General features: G+C 70.3%; 11 protein-coding genes. 5 read left to right on the top strand and 6 right to left on the bottom strand.

Annotated elements, in window-relative coordinates; translation table 11 throughout:
* Positions 1-129 precede the first annotated feature (129 nt).
* Together EV662_RS00570 and meaB are read right to left on the bottom strand one after the other, a co-directional pair.
* Complete coding sequence (locus tag EV662_RS00570) at positions 130-870, bottom strand: glutamine amidotransferase (RefSeq protein ID WP_132460187.1); 741 nt, start codon at positions 868-870, stop codon at positions 130-132.
* On the bottom strand, positions 867-1,850 hold the full coding sequence (gene meaB / locus EV662_RS00575) for a methylmalonyl Co-A mutase-associated GTPase MeaB (protein WP_132460188.1): 984 nt from the start codon (positions 1,848-1,850) through the stop codon (positions 867-869). The genes EV662_RS00570 and meaB overlap by 4 nt, the downstream gene beginning before the upstream one ends.
* A 99-nt stretch (positions 1,851-1,949) precedes the next feature.
* Between meaB and hrpB the strand changes: the two genes are divergently transcribed.
* Entirely contained in the window at positions 1,950-4,391 is a 2,442-nt protein-coding gene (hrpB, locus tag EV662_RS00580) for an ATP-dependent helicase HrpB (RefSeq protein WP_132460189.1), read from the top strand.
* Between the two features lie 229 nt (positions 4,392-4,620).
* On the opposite strand, the gene argF is transcribed toward hrpB, so the two are convergent.
* The 3 genes from argF to proS form a co-directional block, all read right to left on the bottom strand.
* Positions 4,621-5,547, bottom strand: coding sequence for an ornithine carbamoyltransferase (gene argF / locus EV662_RS00585; RefSeq protein WP_132460190.1), 927 nt, complete (start codon positions 5,545-5,547; stop codon positions 4,621-4,623).
* Positions 5,544-6,734: an aspartate aminotransferase family protein gene (locus EV662_RS00590; protein WP_132460191.1), complete on the bottom strand. Its 1,191-nt coding sequence runs from the start codon at positions 6,732-6,734 to the stop codon at positions 5,544-5,546. The genes argF and EV662_RS00590 overlap by 4 nt, the downstream gene beginning before the upstream one ends.
* 242 nt (positions 6,735-6,976) lie before the next feature.
* Positions 6,977-8,374: a proline--tRNA ligase gene (proS, locus tag EV662_RS00595; protein WP_132460192.1), complete on the bottom strand. Its 1,398-nt coding sequence runs from the start codon at positions 8,372-8,374 to the stop codon at positions 6,977-6,979.
* Positions 8,375-8,503: 129 nt separating this feature from the next.
* Between proS and EV662_RS00600 the strand changes: the two genes are divergently transcribed.
* The 4 genes from EV662_RS00600 to EV662_RS00615 are packed head-to-tail and all read left to right on the top strand — an operon-like array spanning position 8,504 to position 14,110.
* Positions 8,504-9,610 carry an AI-2E family transporter gene (locus tag EV662_RS00600; protein WP_132460193.1) on the top strand — a complete coding sequence of 369 codons (1,107 nt, stop codon included), beginning with the start codon at positions 8,504-8,506 and terminating at the stop codon, positions 9,608-9,610.
* Between the two features lies 1 nt (position 9,611).
* Positions 9,612-10,298 (top strand): P-loop NTPase family protein, encoded by a 687-nt coding sequence (locus EV662_RS00605; RefSeq protein WP_132460194.1) that lies wholly within the window; start codon positions 9,612-9,614, stop codon positions 10,296-10,298.
* 41 nt (positions 10,299-10,339) lie between these two features.
* On the top strand, positions 10,340-12,508 hold the full coding sequence (locus tag EV662_RS00610) for an RNA degradosome polyphosphate kinase (RefSeq protein ID WP_132460195.1): 2,169 nt from the start codon (positions 10,340-10,342) through the stop codon (positions 12,506-12,508).
* 54 nt (positions 12,509-12,562) lie between these two features.
* The gene (locus EV662_RS00615) at positions 12,563-14,110 is read left to right on the top strand and encodes a Ppx/GppA family phosphatase (RefSeq protein WP_132460662.1); all 1,548 of its coding nucleotides are present in this window, start codon (positions 12,563-12,565) and stop codon (positions 14,108-14,110) included.
* Between the two features lie 24 nt (positions 14,111-14,134).
* Here EV662_RS00615 and EV662_RS00620 read toward each other — a convergent pair whose 3' ends face one another.
* Positions 14,135-14,488 (bottom strand): AAA+ family ATPase, encoded by a 354-nt coding sequence (locus EV662_RS00620; RefSeq protein WP_132460196.1) that lies wholly within the window; start codon positions 14,486-14,488, stop codon positions 14,135-14,137.
* Between the last annotated feature and the right edge of the window lie 181 nt (positions 14,489-14,669).

A 14,669-nucleotide genomic window follows, 5' to 3' on the forward strand; every position in this document is an offset into this window, starting at 1 on the left:
CGGGGCAGCGCCGCAAATTCCGTCCGGGTGCCATAAGGGCAATCCGGCAGGGCGTCAAGCGATTCATGCCCGGCGCGCGCCGGTCGGGGCGGTGGGTTGGCCCCCACCCTACGCGACCCCGCACGGTCCCTAGCCGCGCGCGTAGCGATCCACGAAGCGTTTCAGCACGATCTCGGGCACGCGCACGTCCTCGGCCCGGCACATCGCCACCAGATCCGCGGCGGTTTCGGGCGGGAAATAGCCGCGGTCCTTGTAGATGCGGATGCGCAGCTCGAACCCGTCGCTGTCGGCCTCGGGGTGGAACTGGGTGGCATAGACGTTTTCGCCGTAGCGGATCATCTGGAACGGGCACGGGTCCGACGCCAGAAGATGCGCACAGCCCCGGGGCAGGTCCTGCACCGCCTCCTTGTGGCCGACGAAGGCGCGGAAGCGGTCGGGCACATCGGCCAGAAGCGGGTCGGCGCGGCCCGCCGGGGTCAGCGTGCAGGTGGTCGCGCCCACGGGTTCGGAATAGCGCCGCTTGGACACCTCGGCGCCCAGGTGATGGGCGAGGATGCCGATGCCGTAACAGCAGCCCATGAAGGGGAAATCGCGCGCCGTGATCTCGGGCATGAGGCCCATGACGGCGGTTTCGATCGCCTTTTCGACGGGGGATTTCGCGTCCTCGGGGTCGGACACGCAGCCCGGCCCGCCGCCCACGATCACCCCGGAATAGGCGTCGAGCGTCAGGCCTTCGGGGATCGGGTCGCGGTCCAGACGGATGCGGTGGGCCTGGTCGGGGCGCAGCCCGCCCTTGCGCAAAATCGCGGCGAACTCGTCGTCGGAGGCCTCGGTCTCGGGGCGCAGTTGCAGCACGAGGAACGGCTTCACGGGGCCGCCCCCAGCAGGGCCAGCATCTCGGCCGAGGCGCGGGCGACGGTGATCTCGCCCGCGGCGACCGCGGCGCCCAGCCTGTCCATGCGGGCGCGCACCTGCGCGTCGGTGTCCAGCCGCGCAAGCAGCCCGCGGCGCACCTCTTCGGCGAACCAATAGCGTGCCTGGGCGGCGCGGCGCGCGTCGAAATGGCCGTTTTCACGCCGCCACTCGGCCAGCGCCTGCATGTCGGCCCAGGCCTGCGCCAGCCCGGCCTGTTCCAGCGCCGAGACGCAGATCGCCTTGGGGAAGCCGTCGGGATCCTGCGGGCGGCGGCGCAACAGTTGCAGCGCACCCGCGTAATCGGCCCGCGTGCGTTCGGCGGCCGGTTTCAGGTCGCCATCGGCCTTGTTCACCAGGATCAGGTCGGCCATTTCCATGATGCCGCGCTTGACGCCTTGCAATTCGTCGCCGCCGGCGGGCGCCATCAGCAGGATGAACAGGTCGGTCATCTCGGCGACCATGGTTTCGGACTGGCCCACGCCCACGGTTTCGATCAGCACGATGTCGAAACCGGCCGCCTCGCACAGGCTTACCGCCTCGCGGGTGCGGCGCGCCACGCCGCCCAGCGCCGACTGGCTGGGCGAGGGGCGGATGAAGGCGTTGGGATCGCGCGACAGGCGTTCCATCCGGGTCTTGTCGCCCAGGATCGACCCGCCCGAGCGCGCGGAACTGGGATCGACGGCCAGAACGGCGACCTTGTGCCCCTGCCCGGTCAGAAGCGTGCCGAATGCCTCGATGAAGGTCGACTTGCCGACGCCGGGCGTGCCCGACAGCCCCAGCCGCAGCGCGTGGCCCGGCGTCGCGGCCAGCGCATCCAGGAGCGCCTGCGCCTGTTCGCGGTGATCGGTGCGGCCGCTTTCGACCAGGGTGATCGCGCGGGCCAGCGCCCGGCGTTCGCCGGCGCGGAGGCGCTGTGCAAGCTCGTCGGTATCCATCGGCGGCTCCGATACGGGGGCGCGCCTGTCTTGCCGCGTGCGGGCGGGGCTGTCCAGCCCTCTGGCCGCCCCGCGCGGAATCGCCCATATAGCGGACCCATGGTTCCCTTGCCGATCGACGATGCCCTGCCCGACCTGATCGCGGCGCTGAGCCGCGCGGGGCGCGCCGTGCTGCAGGCGCCCCCCGGCGCGGGCAAGACCACGCGGGTGCCGCTGGCGCTGTTGCAGGCGGGGCTGGCGCCGGGCCGCATCGTGATGCTGGAGCCGCGCCGCCTGGCGGCGCGGGCGGCGGCCGAACGGATGGCCGAAACCCTGGGCGAAAAGGTCGGGCAGACGGTCGGCTATCGCATCCGGGGCGAGACAAGGGTGGGGCGTGCCACCCGGATCGAGGTGGTGACCGAGGGCATCCTGACCCGGATGATCCAGTCCGATCCGGGGCTGGACGGCATCGGCGCGGTGATCTTCGACGAGTTCCACGAACGCTCGCTGAACGCCGACCTGGGGCTGGCGCTCGCCTGGGAGGTGCGCGAGGCGCTGCGCGAGGACCTGGTGCTGCTGGTGATGTCGGCCACGCTGGACGCCGCGCCGGTGGCCGCGTTGATGGACGACGCGCCGGTGGTGACGTCCGAGGGCCGGGCCTTTCCGGTCGAGACGCGCTGGCTGGACCGGCCCCTGCCCAAGGGCGCACGGCTGGCCGAGGCCGCCGCCGACCTGGTGGGCCGGGCCGTGGCCGAGACCGAGGGCGGCGTGCTGGTCTTCCTGCCCGGCGAGGGCGAGATCCGCCGGTGCGCCGCCGCGCTGGCGGGGCGGCTGCCCGCGGGGTGCGATATCCGCCCGCTTTACGGCGCGCTGCCCTTCGCCGAGCAACGCGCCGCGATCCGCCCGGCGGAACAGGGGCGAAAGGTGGTGCTGGCCACGTCCATCGCCGAAACCTCGCTGACCATCGAGGATGTGCGCGTGGTGGTCGATGCCGGCCGGGCGCGGCGGGCGCGGTTCGACCCGAATTCCGGCATGGCGCGGCTGGTGACCGAACGGGTGACCCGGGCCGAGGCCGACCAGCGCCGGGGCCGCGCGGGGCGGGTGGCCCCGGGGGTCTGTTACCGGCTGTGGACCCGCGGCGAAGAGGGGGCGCTGGCCCCCTACCCGCCCGCCGAGATCGAGGCGGGCGACCTGACGGGCCTTGCGCTGGACCTGGCGCTGTGGGGGGCGGACGACCCGGCGGCGATGGCGTTCCTGACCGCGCCCAACCCCGGCGCCTTCGCCGAGGCGCGCGCGCTTCTGGCGGGGCTGGGCGCGCTGGACGGGCACGGGCGGATCACCGGTCACGGCCGCGCGCTGGCCGCGCTGCCGGTGCATCCGCGGCTGGGCCACCTGCTGCTGGCGGCGGGGACACAGGCGGCGCCGCTGGCCGCGCTGCTGGAAGAGCGGGACCCGCTGCGCGGGGCGGGAAGCGACGTGGGGCTGCGGCTGCGCGCGCTGGAGACCGCCGGGGCGGACCACCCGGTGCCCCCGGACCGCGCGGCGCTGAAGCGCATCCGCGCCGAGGCCGACCGGCTGGCCGCCCGCGCCCCCGCCCCGCCGCGCAGGATGTCGGTGGGCGAGATGGCGGCGCTGGCCTATCCCGACCGGGTGGGGCTGCGCCGCAAGGGCGACGCGCCGCGTTACGTGCTGTCGGGCGGCAAGGGCGCGGTGCTGGACGCGGCCGACGCGCTGGCGGGCCAGCGGCTGATCGTGGCGCTCGACCTCGACGGGGACACGCGCGAGGCCAAGGTGCGGCTGGCCGCCCCCCTGAGCGAGGCCGAGCTGCGCGCCGTGCACGGCGCGGCCATCGCCTGGCACCAGGCCTGCACCTGGTCGCGGCGGGAAAACCGCGTGCGGGCGCGCCGCGAGGAACGGTTCGGCGCGCTGGTGCTGGAGGATCGCGCCTGGACCGACGCCCCGCCCGAAGCCATGGCCCGCGCCGCGCTGGAGGGTGTGCGCGCGCTTGGCCTGCCGTGGAGCGACGCCGCGCGGCGGTTCCGGGCGCGGGTGGAGCTGCTGCGCGCCGAGGGGGCTGACCTGCCCGCGATGTCGGACGCGGCGCTGATGGAGACGCTGGAAGACTGGCTGTTGCCGCATGTCACCGGCGTGCGGACCGCCGAGGACCTGAAACGCCACGACCCGCTGCCCGCGCTGCGCGGGATGCTGTCCTGGGACCAGCAACAGGCGCTGGACCGGCTGGCCCCGGCACAGTTCGAAACGCCGCTGGGACGAAAGGTTCCCGTCGATTACGACGGCGAGACGCCGCAGATCGCGCTGCGCCTGCAGGAACTGTTCGGCGTGACGGACCACCCCACGGTCGGCCCCAAGCGGCTGCCGCTGCGCATCACGCTGCTGTCACCGGCCGGGCGCCCGGTGCAGGTCACGACCGACCTGCCGGGGTTCTGGGCCAATTCCTATGCCGATGTGCGCAAGGACATGCGCGGCCGCTACCCCAGGCATCCCTGGCCCGAGGACCCGACATCCGCCGACCCCACGCTGCGGGCGAAACGGCGAAGCTGAACGCCGGCAATCCAGTTGCGCGCCTGCGGCGCAAGCCTTTCCTCTCGGGCCCGGCCCTGCGGCCGGTCCCTCGGGCGGGCGCTCTATTCCCCGGGCGCCCCCGTGCTTTTCCCGGTGGAACGACGCCCGCCGGAGGCGCGCGCGGCCCACGGGGCCGCGCGCCACGCCCAACGCCGGGCAAGCGGGGCGAAGCCCCGTGCGGACCGGGGGCGGGAGCGCCCCCGCCCCGTCAAACGCCCAGGCAGTAGCGCATGATCGCCTTTTGTGCGTGCAGCCGGTTCTCGGCCTCGTCGAAGATCACCGAATGGGGCCCGTCCATCACCGCGCTGGTCGCCTCTTCGTCGCGATGGGCGGGCAGGCAGTGCATGAACAAGGCGTCGGGCTTGGCCGCCGCCATCAGCCGCTCGGTCACCTGGTAGGGGCGCAGCTGGTTGTGCCGCCGCTCGCGCGCGGATTGCGGGTCGTGCATGCTGACCCAGGTATCCGTCACCACGAGGTCCGCCGCCTCGACCGCCGTCATCGGATCGCGCTCGATCTCGACGCGCACGCCCTTTTCCCGCGCCTCTTCGACGAACACGCGTTCGGGGTCGAGCGTCGGCGGCCCGGTGAAGGTGAAGTCGAAGCCGAACTGCCCCGCGGCGTGGATGAAGGACGCGCAGACATTGTTGCCGTCGCCCGACCACACCACCTTGCGCCCCGCGATCGGCCCGCGGTGTTCCTCGAAGGTCAGGATGTCGGCCATGATCTGGCAGGGGTGGCTGCGGTTGGTCAGGCCGTTGATCACCGGCACGCTGGCATATTCCGCCATCTCGTGCAGCGTGGCCTCTTCGAAGGTGCGGATCATGATCAGGTCGACATAGCGCGACAGCACGCGGGCGGTATCGGCGATGGTCTCGCCATGGCCCAGCTGCATGTCGGCCCCCGACAGCACCATCGACTGCCCGCCCAGTTGCCGCACGCCCACGTCGAAGCTGATCCGGGTCCGGGTCGAGGGTTTCTCGAAGATCAGCGCCACCATGCGGCCCGCCAGCGGCTGGTCGTCATCGGGCGCGCCCCGGGGCCGGCCGGCGCGGGCGTCCTTCATCGCGCGGGCCTGGTCGATCATCGCCCGCAGCGCGGCGGGCTCGGTCGTGTTGATGTCCAGGAAATGGCTCATGTGTCGGCCTCCTTCGGGGTGACGGCCGACGCGGCCGCGTCCAGCCGGGCCACGGCCTCGGCGATGTCTTCCTCGGTGACGGTCAGCGGCGGCAAGAGCCTCACCACGTTGTCGGCGGCGGGCACCGTCAGCAGGTGTTGCGCATAGCCCGCCTGCACCAGATCGGCGGCCGGCACCCTGCATTTCAGGCCCAGCATCAGCCCCGCGCCGCGCACCTGTTCGAACACGTCGGGATGGGCCGCGACCAGCCCCTCCAGCCGCTGGCGCAGCAGGCCGGCCTTGCGGTTCACCGCGTCCAGGAAGGCGGGGTCGCCCACGATGTCCAGCACCGCCTTGCCGACCGCGCAGGCCAGCGGGTTGCCGCCATAGGTGGACCCGTGCGTGCCGGGTGTCATGCCGGCCGCGGCCGCCTCGGTCGCCAGCACCGCGCCCAGCGGGAAGCCACCGCCGATGCCCTTGGCCACCATCATGATGTCGGGCGCCACGCCGGCCCATTCATGGGCGAAGAGCCGGCCCGTGCGGCCCATGCCGCACTGCACCTCGTCGAAGATCAGCAGCGCGCCGGTTTCGTCGCAGAGATCGCGCAGGCCCTTGAGGCAGGCATCGGGCAGCGGGCGGATGCCGCCCTCGCCCTGTACGGGTTCGATCATCACCGCGGCCACGGTGTCGTCGATGGCCCCGGTCAGCTCGTCGCCATGGGCCGGGAACGGCAGGTGCACGAAACCGGGCAGAAGCGGGCCGAACCCCTTCACCATCTTCTCGGTGCCGGCGGCGGCGATCGCGGCCGAGGACCGGCCGTGGAAGCAACCGGCGAAGGTGACGATGTTCACGCGATCCGGCTGGCCTTTGTCGTACCAGTATTTCCGCGCCATCTTGACCGCCAGTTCGCAAGCCTCGGTGCCGGAATTGGTGAAGAACGCCGTATCGGCGAAGGTCGCCGCGACAAGCGCATCGGCCAGGGCCTGCTGTTCGGGGATGCGGTAGAGGTTCGACAGGTGCCACAGCTTGCCCGCCTGGTCGGTCAGGGCGGCCACCAGCGCGGGGTGGGCATGGCCCAGCGCGTTCACCGCGATCCCCGCGCCGAAATCCAGATATCGGGTGCCGTCCGTGGCGATCAGCCAGGTGCCTTCGCCCCGCTCGAATTCGAGGGGCGCGCGGTTATAGGTCGGCAGGATGGAGGGGATCATCGGGAAAATCCTCTGGGAACGAAGCCATAGGGGTGCCCCACGGCCGGGGTCGAGTCAACGAGGGTGAAGGGGGACGCGTTGGCGCACGCGGGGGCGGCCGTCTCAGGAACGGCTGCGGCGTCGGCGCAGGCTGGGAACGCGGCATGTCATGGGCCGCGGCTTTACCCGGCTTTGGCCGGGCTGTCCAGACGCAAGGCGGGCGTGGGGCGGCACGCGCCCGGGCCGGGCGCGTGCCGCCCGGATCAGAGCCAGGTGTGGAAGCTGGATTTCGCCATCGGTTCCCAGTGCGGCGCGGCGTCGGGGCCGTGGGGGGCGTAGATATCGGCGACCTTGGCGACCGCGGCGGCGGGGGTCATTTCCTCGCTGTCGCCGGTGCGCCGGCAGGTCAGTTCCACCACCCCGTTCTTCAGGCCGCGCGGGCCCACGGTGATCCGCCACGGCAACCCGATCAGGTCCATCGTGGCGAACTTGGCGCCCGCGCGTTCCTCGCGGTCGTCGTAAAGGGGTTCCAGCCCCTTGTCGGTCAGGGCCTTGTAGATCCCCGCGCAGGCCGCGTCGGCCTCGGCATCGCCCTGTTTCAGGTTGACGATGCCGCAATGGAAGGGAGTCACGCCCTCGGGCCAGATGATGCCCTTCTCGTCGTGGCTGGCCTCGATGATGGCGCCGACGAGGCGGGAAACCCCGATGCCGTGGCTGCCCATGTGCACCGGCACGCGCTCGCCCTTGTCGTTGGTGACGGTGGCGCCCATCGGTTCGGAATACTTGGTGCCGAAATAGAAGATCTGGCCGACCTCGATCCCGCGCGAGGATTTGCGCCGCGCCTCGGGGATTTCCGCGTACAGCGCGGGGTCATGGGTTTCGTCGGTGCGGGCATAGGGCGTGGTCCATTCCTTGACGATCCCCGCGCATTCGCCGCGGTCGTCATAGTTCACCTTCCGCTCGCCCAGGGTCAGGTCGAGGATCGCGCTGTCGTAGAACACCTCGGACTCGCCGGTATCGGCGAGAACCAGGAATTCGTGGGTGTCGTCGCCGCCGATGGGGCCGGAATCGGCGCGCATCGGGATCGCCTTCAGGCCCATGCGTTCATAGGTGCGCAGGTAGCTGACCATGTGGCGGTTATAGGCGTGGATGGCGCTGTCGTAGTCGATATCGAAATTGTAGCCGTCCTTCATGTAGAACTCGCGCCCCCGCATCACGCCGAACCGCGGGCGGATCTCGTCGCGGAACTTCCACTGGATGTGGTAGAGCGTCAGCGGCAGGTCCTTGTAGCTGCCGACATGGGACCGGAAGATGTCGGTGATCAGTTCCTCGTTCGTCGGCCCGTAAAGCATGTCGCGCCCGTGCCGGTCGGTGATGCGCAGCATCTCTTCGCCGTAATCGTCGTAGCGGCCGGATTCGCGCCAGAGGTCCGCCGATTGCAGCGTCGGCATCAGCATCGGGATATGGCCCGCGCGCATCTGTTCCTCGTGGACGATGGCCTCGATCTTCTTGAGCACCTTGAAGCCCATAGGCAGCCAGGAATAGATGCCCGCGCTGGCCTGCTTGATCATGCCGGCCCGCAGCATCAGGCGGTGGCTGGCGATCTGCGCCTCGGACGGGGTTTCCTTCAGGACCGGCAGGAAGTAGCGGGACAGGCGCATTTTCGACCTTTTCCTCGTGAATTCGCGTTGCCGACCCCTTATGTCATCGCGCACGACCAGACAAGCGCCGCGCTTGCATGCGGGGCCCGTCCGGGCGAAGAGGATAGAGGCGCGCAGCCAGGAGGAAAGATGGCCCTGCCGGTCCGGGAACAGCTGAAATACTGGGGCATCGCCGCGGCGGTGTTCCTAGGCCTGTTGTGGTTCCTGGGCGACATCATCATGCCGTTCATCGTGGGCATGGCGGTCGCCTATTTCCTGGACCCGGTGGCCGACCGGCTGGAACGGGCGGGGCTGTCGCGGGTGGGGGCCACGGTCACGATCACGGCGGGCGCGCTGGTGATCTTCGTGCTGGCCGCGCTGATCGTCGTGCCGACCCTGATCCAGCAGGCGATCAGCCTGGTCAATGCCGCGCCCGACATTGCGGGTCATTTCCACGCCTTCCTGACCGAGCGATTTCCATCGCTGACAGACAACGGGTCGGCGGTGTCGCGCACCCTGGCCGGGATCGGCGAAACCGTGCGGTCCAAGGGCGGCGAATTGCTGAACGGGGTGATCGCCTCGCTGGCCAGCGTGGTGAACGTGGTGGTTCTGGTGGTGCTGGTCCCGGTGATCACATTCTACCTGCTGATGGACTGGGACCGGATGGTGGCCGAGGTCGACAAGCTGTTGCCGCTGGACCATGCGCCGGTGATCCGCCGCCTGGCCGGCGAGATCGACCGCACGCTGGCCGGGTTCATCCGCGGCCAGGGCACGGTCTGCCTGATCCTCGGGATTTATTACGCCGTCGCGCTAAGCCTGTTGGGGCTGAATTACGGGCTGATCGTGGGATTCGTCGCGGGGCTGATCTCGTTCATCCCCTATGTCGGCGCGATCTTCGGGGGCGCGCTGGCGCTGGGGCTGGCGCTGTTCCAGTTCTGGGGCGAGTGGTGGTTCATCGCGGGCGCGGCGGCGATCTTCGTCGCCGGCCAGATGATCGAGGGCAACGTGCTGACGCCGAAACTGGTGGGGGGGTCGGTCGGGCTGCACCCGGTCTGGCTGATCTTCGCGCTGTCGGCCTTCGGGTCGGTCTTCGGCTTCGTCGGCATGATGGTCGCGGTGCCGGTGGCCGCATCGCTGGGGGTGATGGCGCGCTTTGCCATCGCGCAATACAAGGACAGCCGCCTGTACCGGGGCCTGACGGCGCTGCACCGCGACGACGCGGCGACGGGCGGGGATGACGACGAGGACGCCGCCTGACATGGCCCGACAGCTTGCCTTTGACCTGCCCGTGCGGCCCGCGCGGGGCCGCGCCGCCTTTTTCGTGGCGCCGGCGAACGACATCGCCGTGGCGCAGATCGACGGCTGGCGCGGCTGGCCCGAGGGCAAGCTGGCGCTGATCGGCCCCGAGGGGTCGGGCAAGACCCATCTGGCCCATGTCTGGGCGGAACTGAGCGGCGCGGCGGTGGTCTATGCCGCCGACCTGCCCGGGGCCGACCTGCCCGCGCTGGCCGAAACCGGCGCGGTCGCGGTCGAGAACGCCCAGTGCATCGGCGGCAACGGCCCGGCCGAAGCGGCGCTGTTCCACCTGCACAACCTGTTGCGGGCCGGGGGCGGCGCGTTGCTGATCACGGCACGCACGCCGCCGCGCGACTGGGGGCTGGCGCTGCCCGACCTGGCCAGCCGGATGCAGGCCACCGCCAGCGTTCACCTGAACCCGCCCGACGACGCGCTATTGGCGGCGGTGCTGGTCAAGCTGTTCGCCGACCGCCAGATCGCGGTGAAACCCGACCTGATCGGCTATCTGGTGGGACGGATCGAGCGGTCGTTCGGGGCCGCCGCGGAAACCGTCGCGGCGATCGACCGCGAGGCGCTGGCCACCGGGCGCAAGCCGGGTATCCCGCTTGCGCGCACGGTGCTGGACAAGACCGGGCCCGAGGGCCGATAAGTGTCACTCAGCCGTCACATCCCCCTTTCATAAGCCCCGCCATGACTCAGGCCGATTTCCTCAAAGCCCCCTTCCCCGCCCCCGTCGAGATCCCCGAACCCCAGCGGATCGGCCCAAAGCGGTTCTTCAACCGTGAACTGTCCTGGCTGGGGTTCAACTGGCGTGTCCTGGAAGAGGCCGACAACCCGCGCGTGCCGCTGCTGGAACGGGTGCGCTTCGTGTCGATCTCGGCCACCAACCTGGACGAATTCTATACGGTGCGCGTCGCGGGCCTGCGGGAACTGGCGCACAAGGGCAACACGACGCCCGCCGCCGACGGGCTGACGCCGGCCGAGCAACTGGTGCTGATCGACCGCGACGCGCGCAAGCTGTTGCAGGCGCAACAGGCCAGCTGGAACCGACTGAAACGGCTGATGGAGGAGGAGAACATCCACCTTCTGACCCGGTCGCGGCTGACCAAGGGCGACCGGGCGCATCTGCGCGACCATTTCCTGCACAAGGTGTTCCCGGTGCTGTCGCCGCTGGCCATCGACCCGGCGCACCCCTTCCCGTTCATCCCGAACGAAGGCTTCTGCCTGGCGCTTCAGCTGGAGCGCGAACGCGACAGCCAGCCCCTGCAGGCGCTGTTGCCGATCCCGCACCAGATCGACCGGTTCATCCGCCTGCCCGCCCGCGAGGGGCAGGCGCGGTTCCTGCCGCTGGAAGAGTTGTTGCTGATCCACCTGTCATCGCTGTTCCCGGGCTACCGGGCGTTGGGCAGCTGTACCTTCCGGGTGCTGCGCGATAGCGACCTGGAGGTCGAGGACGAGGCCGAGGACCTGGTGCGCGAGTTCGAGGTCGCGCTGAAACGGCGCCGCCGCGGTGAGGTGGTGCGCATGAAGATGTCGGCCGGCGCGCCCGAGGAATTGCGCAGCGTCATCATGCGCGAGCTGCACATCACCGAGGAAGAGGTGATCGAGGTGCGCGGGTTGATCGGGCTGGCGGACCTGTCGGAACTGGTGATCGACGACCGGCGCGACCTGCTGTGGGAAAGCTTCACGCCGCGCGTGCCCGAACGGGTGCAGGACCACGAGGGCGACATGTTCTCGGCGATCCGGCACAAGGACATGCTGTTGCACCACCCCTATGAAACCTTCGACATGGTGGTGCGGTTCCTGCAACAGGCCGCGCGCGATCCCGACGTGGTGGCGATCAAGCAGACACTGTACCGCACGTCCAAGAATTCGCCGATCGTCGAGGCGCTGTGCGAGGCGGCCGAGGACGGCAAGTCGGTGACCGCGCTGGTGGAACTGAAGGCGCGATTCGACGAGGCCGCCAACATCCGCCAGTCGCGGCGGCTGGAACGGTCGGGCGCGCACGTGGTCTATGGGTTCATCAACTACAAGACCCACGCCAAGATCAGCACCGTGGTCCGGCGCGAGGGTGACCAGCTGGTGACCTATACCCATTACGGCACCGGCAACTATCACCCGATCACCGCGCGCATCTATACCGACCTGTCGCTGTTCACCTGCGACCCGGCACTGGGGCGCGATGCGACCAAGGTGTTCAACTATATCGGCGGGTATGCCGAACCCGAGGGGCTGGAGAACCTGTCGATCTCGCCGCTATCGCTGAAATCGACGCTGCTGCAACGGATCGCGGAAGAGTCCGAGCATGCCCGCGCCGGCCGGCCCGCGCGGATCTGGGCCAAGATGAATTCGCTGATCGAACCCGACGTGATCGACGCGCTGTATGCCGCCTCGGCCGCTGGGGTGAAGATCGAGCTGGTGGTGCGCGGCATCTGCGGCATACGGCCCGGCATCAAGGGGCTGTCCGAGAACATCCGGGTCAAGTCGATCATCGGCCGATTCCTGGAACATTCGCGCATCGTCTGTTTCGGCAACGGGCACGGGCTGCCCTCGCCGCAGGCGCGGGTCTACATCTCGTCGGCGGACTGGATGGGGCGCAACCTGAACCGGCGGGTGGAAACGCTGGTGGAATGCACCAACCCGACCGTCAAGGCGCAGATCGTCGACCAGATCATGGCCGCGAATCTGGCCGACGAGGCGCAAAGCTGGGTGATGCAGCCCGACGGGCGGTTCCAGCGCGTCAAGGCCGCCCCCGACGCGTTCAACTGTCACAGGTTCTTCATGGAAACCCCGTCGCTTTCGGGCCGCGGCACGGCGGGCGCGGCGGATGTGGCCCGGCTGGCGCCTGCGACCGATTGACGGGAGCGGACGGCCTTGGCAGAGTCCGGGGGCGCCCAGGGCGAAAGGCAGCAGATGGACGGCAGCGGCGAAGACCGCCCCGATGCTTGGGATCCCTTCGGCCGCCCGTTGTTCGGCGGCCCCGAGGCGCGGGCATTGTCGCGCGTTGGCGTGGTCGATATCGGATCGAACTCGGTGCGGCTGGTGGTGTTCGACGGCGCGGCGCGCAGCCCGGCCTATTTCTTCAACGAGAAACTGATGTGCGGGCTGGGCGCGGGCCTGGGCGAAACCGGGCGGCTGTCGCCTGAGGGGCGGCGGCGTGCGCTGGGGGCGCTGAAACGCTTCGCCCTGCTGGGCCAGGCGATGGGCGCGGCCCCGCTGACCGTGGTCGCGACGGCGGCGATGCGCGATGCCGAGGACGGCCCCGAGTTCCGCGCCCAGATCGAGCGCGAGACCGGGCTGAAGCCCTGGGTGATCGACGGCACCGAGGAGGCGCGGCTGTCGGCGCAGGGTGTCCTGCTGGGCTGGCCCGGTGCCGAGGGGATCGTCTGCGATATCGGCGGCTCGTCGATGGAACTGGCCGAACTGAGGGGCGGCATGGTGGGGGCGCGGGCGACCTCGCCCCTGGGGCCGCTGAAGCTGCGCGATATCCAGGGCGGCAAGAAGGGGCTGACCGCCTATATCGCCCAGGAGATCGAGAAGCTGGCCGCCGGCCTGCCGCAGGCGCCGCGGCGGCTGTACCTGGTGGGCGGGTCGTGGCGGGCGATCGCGCGGCTTGACATGGAACGGCGGGGCTATCCGCTGACGGTGCTGCACGAATACCGGATGACGCGGAAATCGCTGAGCGCCACCATCGACTGGATCGAGGCGAATGACCCCGATGAGTTACGCGCGCGCACCGGCACCTCGGCCGACCGGATGAGCCTGGTGCCGCTGGCGTGCCAGGTGTTGAAGAAGCTGGTCGCGCATCTGAAACCGCGCGAGATCGCGGTCTCCAGCTATGGCATCCGCGAGGGGTTGTTGTACGAACAGATGCCCAGCGAACTGCGCGCCCGCGACCCGCTGACCGAGGCCTGCCGCTTTGCCGAGGCGACATCGGCGCGGATTCCGGGATTCGGCAAGCGGCTTTACAATTTCGTGCTGCCGCTGTTCGGCGCGATCGGCCCCGAGAAGAAACGCCTGGTCAAGGCCGCCTGCCTGTTGCACGACACCGCCTGGCGGGCGCATCCCGATTACCGGCACGAGGTCTGTTTCGACACCGCGACGCGGGCCAACCTGGGCGGGCTGGAACACTGGGAACGGGTGTTCCTGGGCGTGTCGCTGTTGCATCGCTACAAGAACAGCCGGGCGGGCAGCCGGTTCGAGCCGCTGTTCAACCTGCTGGAGCCTGCGCAACTGCGCGAGGCCGAAATGCTGGGCAAGGCGATGCGGTTCGGCGCGATGTTCTCGTCCGAGGCGCCCGACACGCTGGCCGAACTGCGCCATTTCCCCAAGAAGAAGCGGCTGGAACTGATCCTGGCCGCGCCGGCCGAACCGCTGTTCGGCGAGGTGGCCGAGGCGCGGTTCGCGTCGCTGGCCAAGGCGATGGGGGTCGAAACCACGGTCAAGCTGCGCAAGCATTGAGGCGCGCGGGGCCCGGTGGCGGGTTCAGATCTCGATCTCGGCGCCGGGTTCGGGGGCGGTTTCGAGCGGTGGCGCATCGGGTTTGCGGCGGATGATGATGTCGCCATTGGGCAGCCGTTCGGGCAGGTCGTAGGCGTCGAAATCGTCGACGATTTCGAGCAGCTTCTTCATGGCGGGCTGCATCGTCTCGGCCAGATCGCGCAGCGCCGGTTCCAACTCGTCGCCGAGCCCCCGGAAGAACAGCCGCATCCCCTCGCCCAGGAGGTCGATGCCCTCGCGCATGTCGCCATCGGGCGCGGGCGCGGGTGCGGGGTCCTGCGCGGCGGCGGGGCCGAGGGCCAGGGTGGCGGCGAGGATGAGGGCGGGCACACGCATCATGGCCGGCACTATAGGCGTATGGGCGTCATTTTTGAAGCGGTCGCAAACCGGCGGGTTTCGCCTTGGCTTCGCCAAGGCGACCGGGGGGGGGGGGGGGGGGGGGGGGGGGGGGGGGGGGGGGGGGGCCCCGGCCGGCCCCGAGGGGGCGGGGGGGGGCGGGGGGGGGGGGGCGGGGGGGCCG

The organism is Rhodovulum marinum (assembly GCF_004343075.1).
GTDB classification, from domain to species: domain Bacteria; phylum Pseudomonadota; class Alphaproteobacteria; order Rhodobacterales; family Rhodobacteraceae; genus Rhodovulum; species Rhodovulum marinum.

What these genes read in the sequence shown, in the direction of transcription:
- meaB (WP_132460188.1), bottom strand. Translation starts at nt 1,850, where the DNA reads ATGGATACCGACGAGCTTGCACAGCGCCTCCGCGCCGGCGAACGCCGG.
- hrpB (WP_132460189.1), top strand. Translation starts at nt 1,950, where the DNA reads ATGGTTCCCTTGCCGATCGACGATGCCCTGCCCGACCTGATCGCGGCG.
- argF (WP_132460190.1), bottom strand. Translation starts at nt 5,547, where the DNA reads ATGAGCCATTTCCTGGACATCAACACGACCGAGCCCGCCGCGCTGCGG.
- EV662_RS00590 (WP_132460191.1), bottom strand. Translation starts at nt 6,734, where the DNA reads ATGATCCCCTCCATCCTGCCGACCTATAACCGCGCGCCCCTCGAATTC.
- proS (WP_132460192.1), bottom strand. Translation starts at nt 8,374, where the DNA reads ATGCGCCTGTCCCGCTACTTCCTGCCGGTCCTGAAGGAAACCCCGTCC.
- EV662_RS00600 (WP_132460193.1), top strand. Translation starts at nt 8,504, where the DNA reads ATGGCCCTGCCGGTCCGGGAACAGCTGAAATACTGGGGCATCGCCGCG.
- EV662_RS00605 (WP_132460194.1), top strand. Translation starts at nt 9,612, where the DNA reads ATGGCCCGACAGCTTGCCTTTGACCTGCCCGTGCGGCCCGCGCGGGGC.
- EV662_RS00610 (WP_132460195.1), top strand. Translation starts at nt 10,340, where the DNA reads ATGACTCAGGCCGATTTCCTCAAAGCCCCCTTCCCCGCCCCCGTCGAG.
- EV662_RS00615 (WP_132460662.1), top strand. Translation starts at nt 12,563, where the DNA reads ATGGACGGCAGCGGCGAAGACCGCCCCGATGCTTGGGATCCCTTCGGC.
- EV662_RS00620 (WP_132460196.1), bottom strand. Translation starts at nt 14,488, where the DNA reads ATGATGCGTGTGCCCGCCCTCATCCTCGCCGCCACCCTGGCCCTCGGC.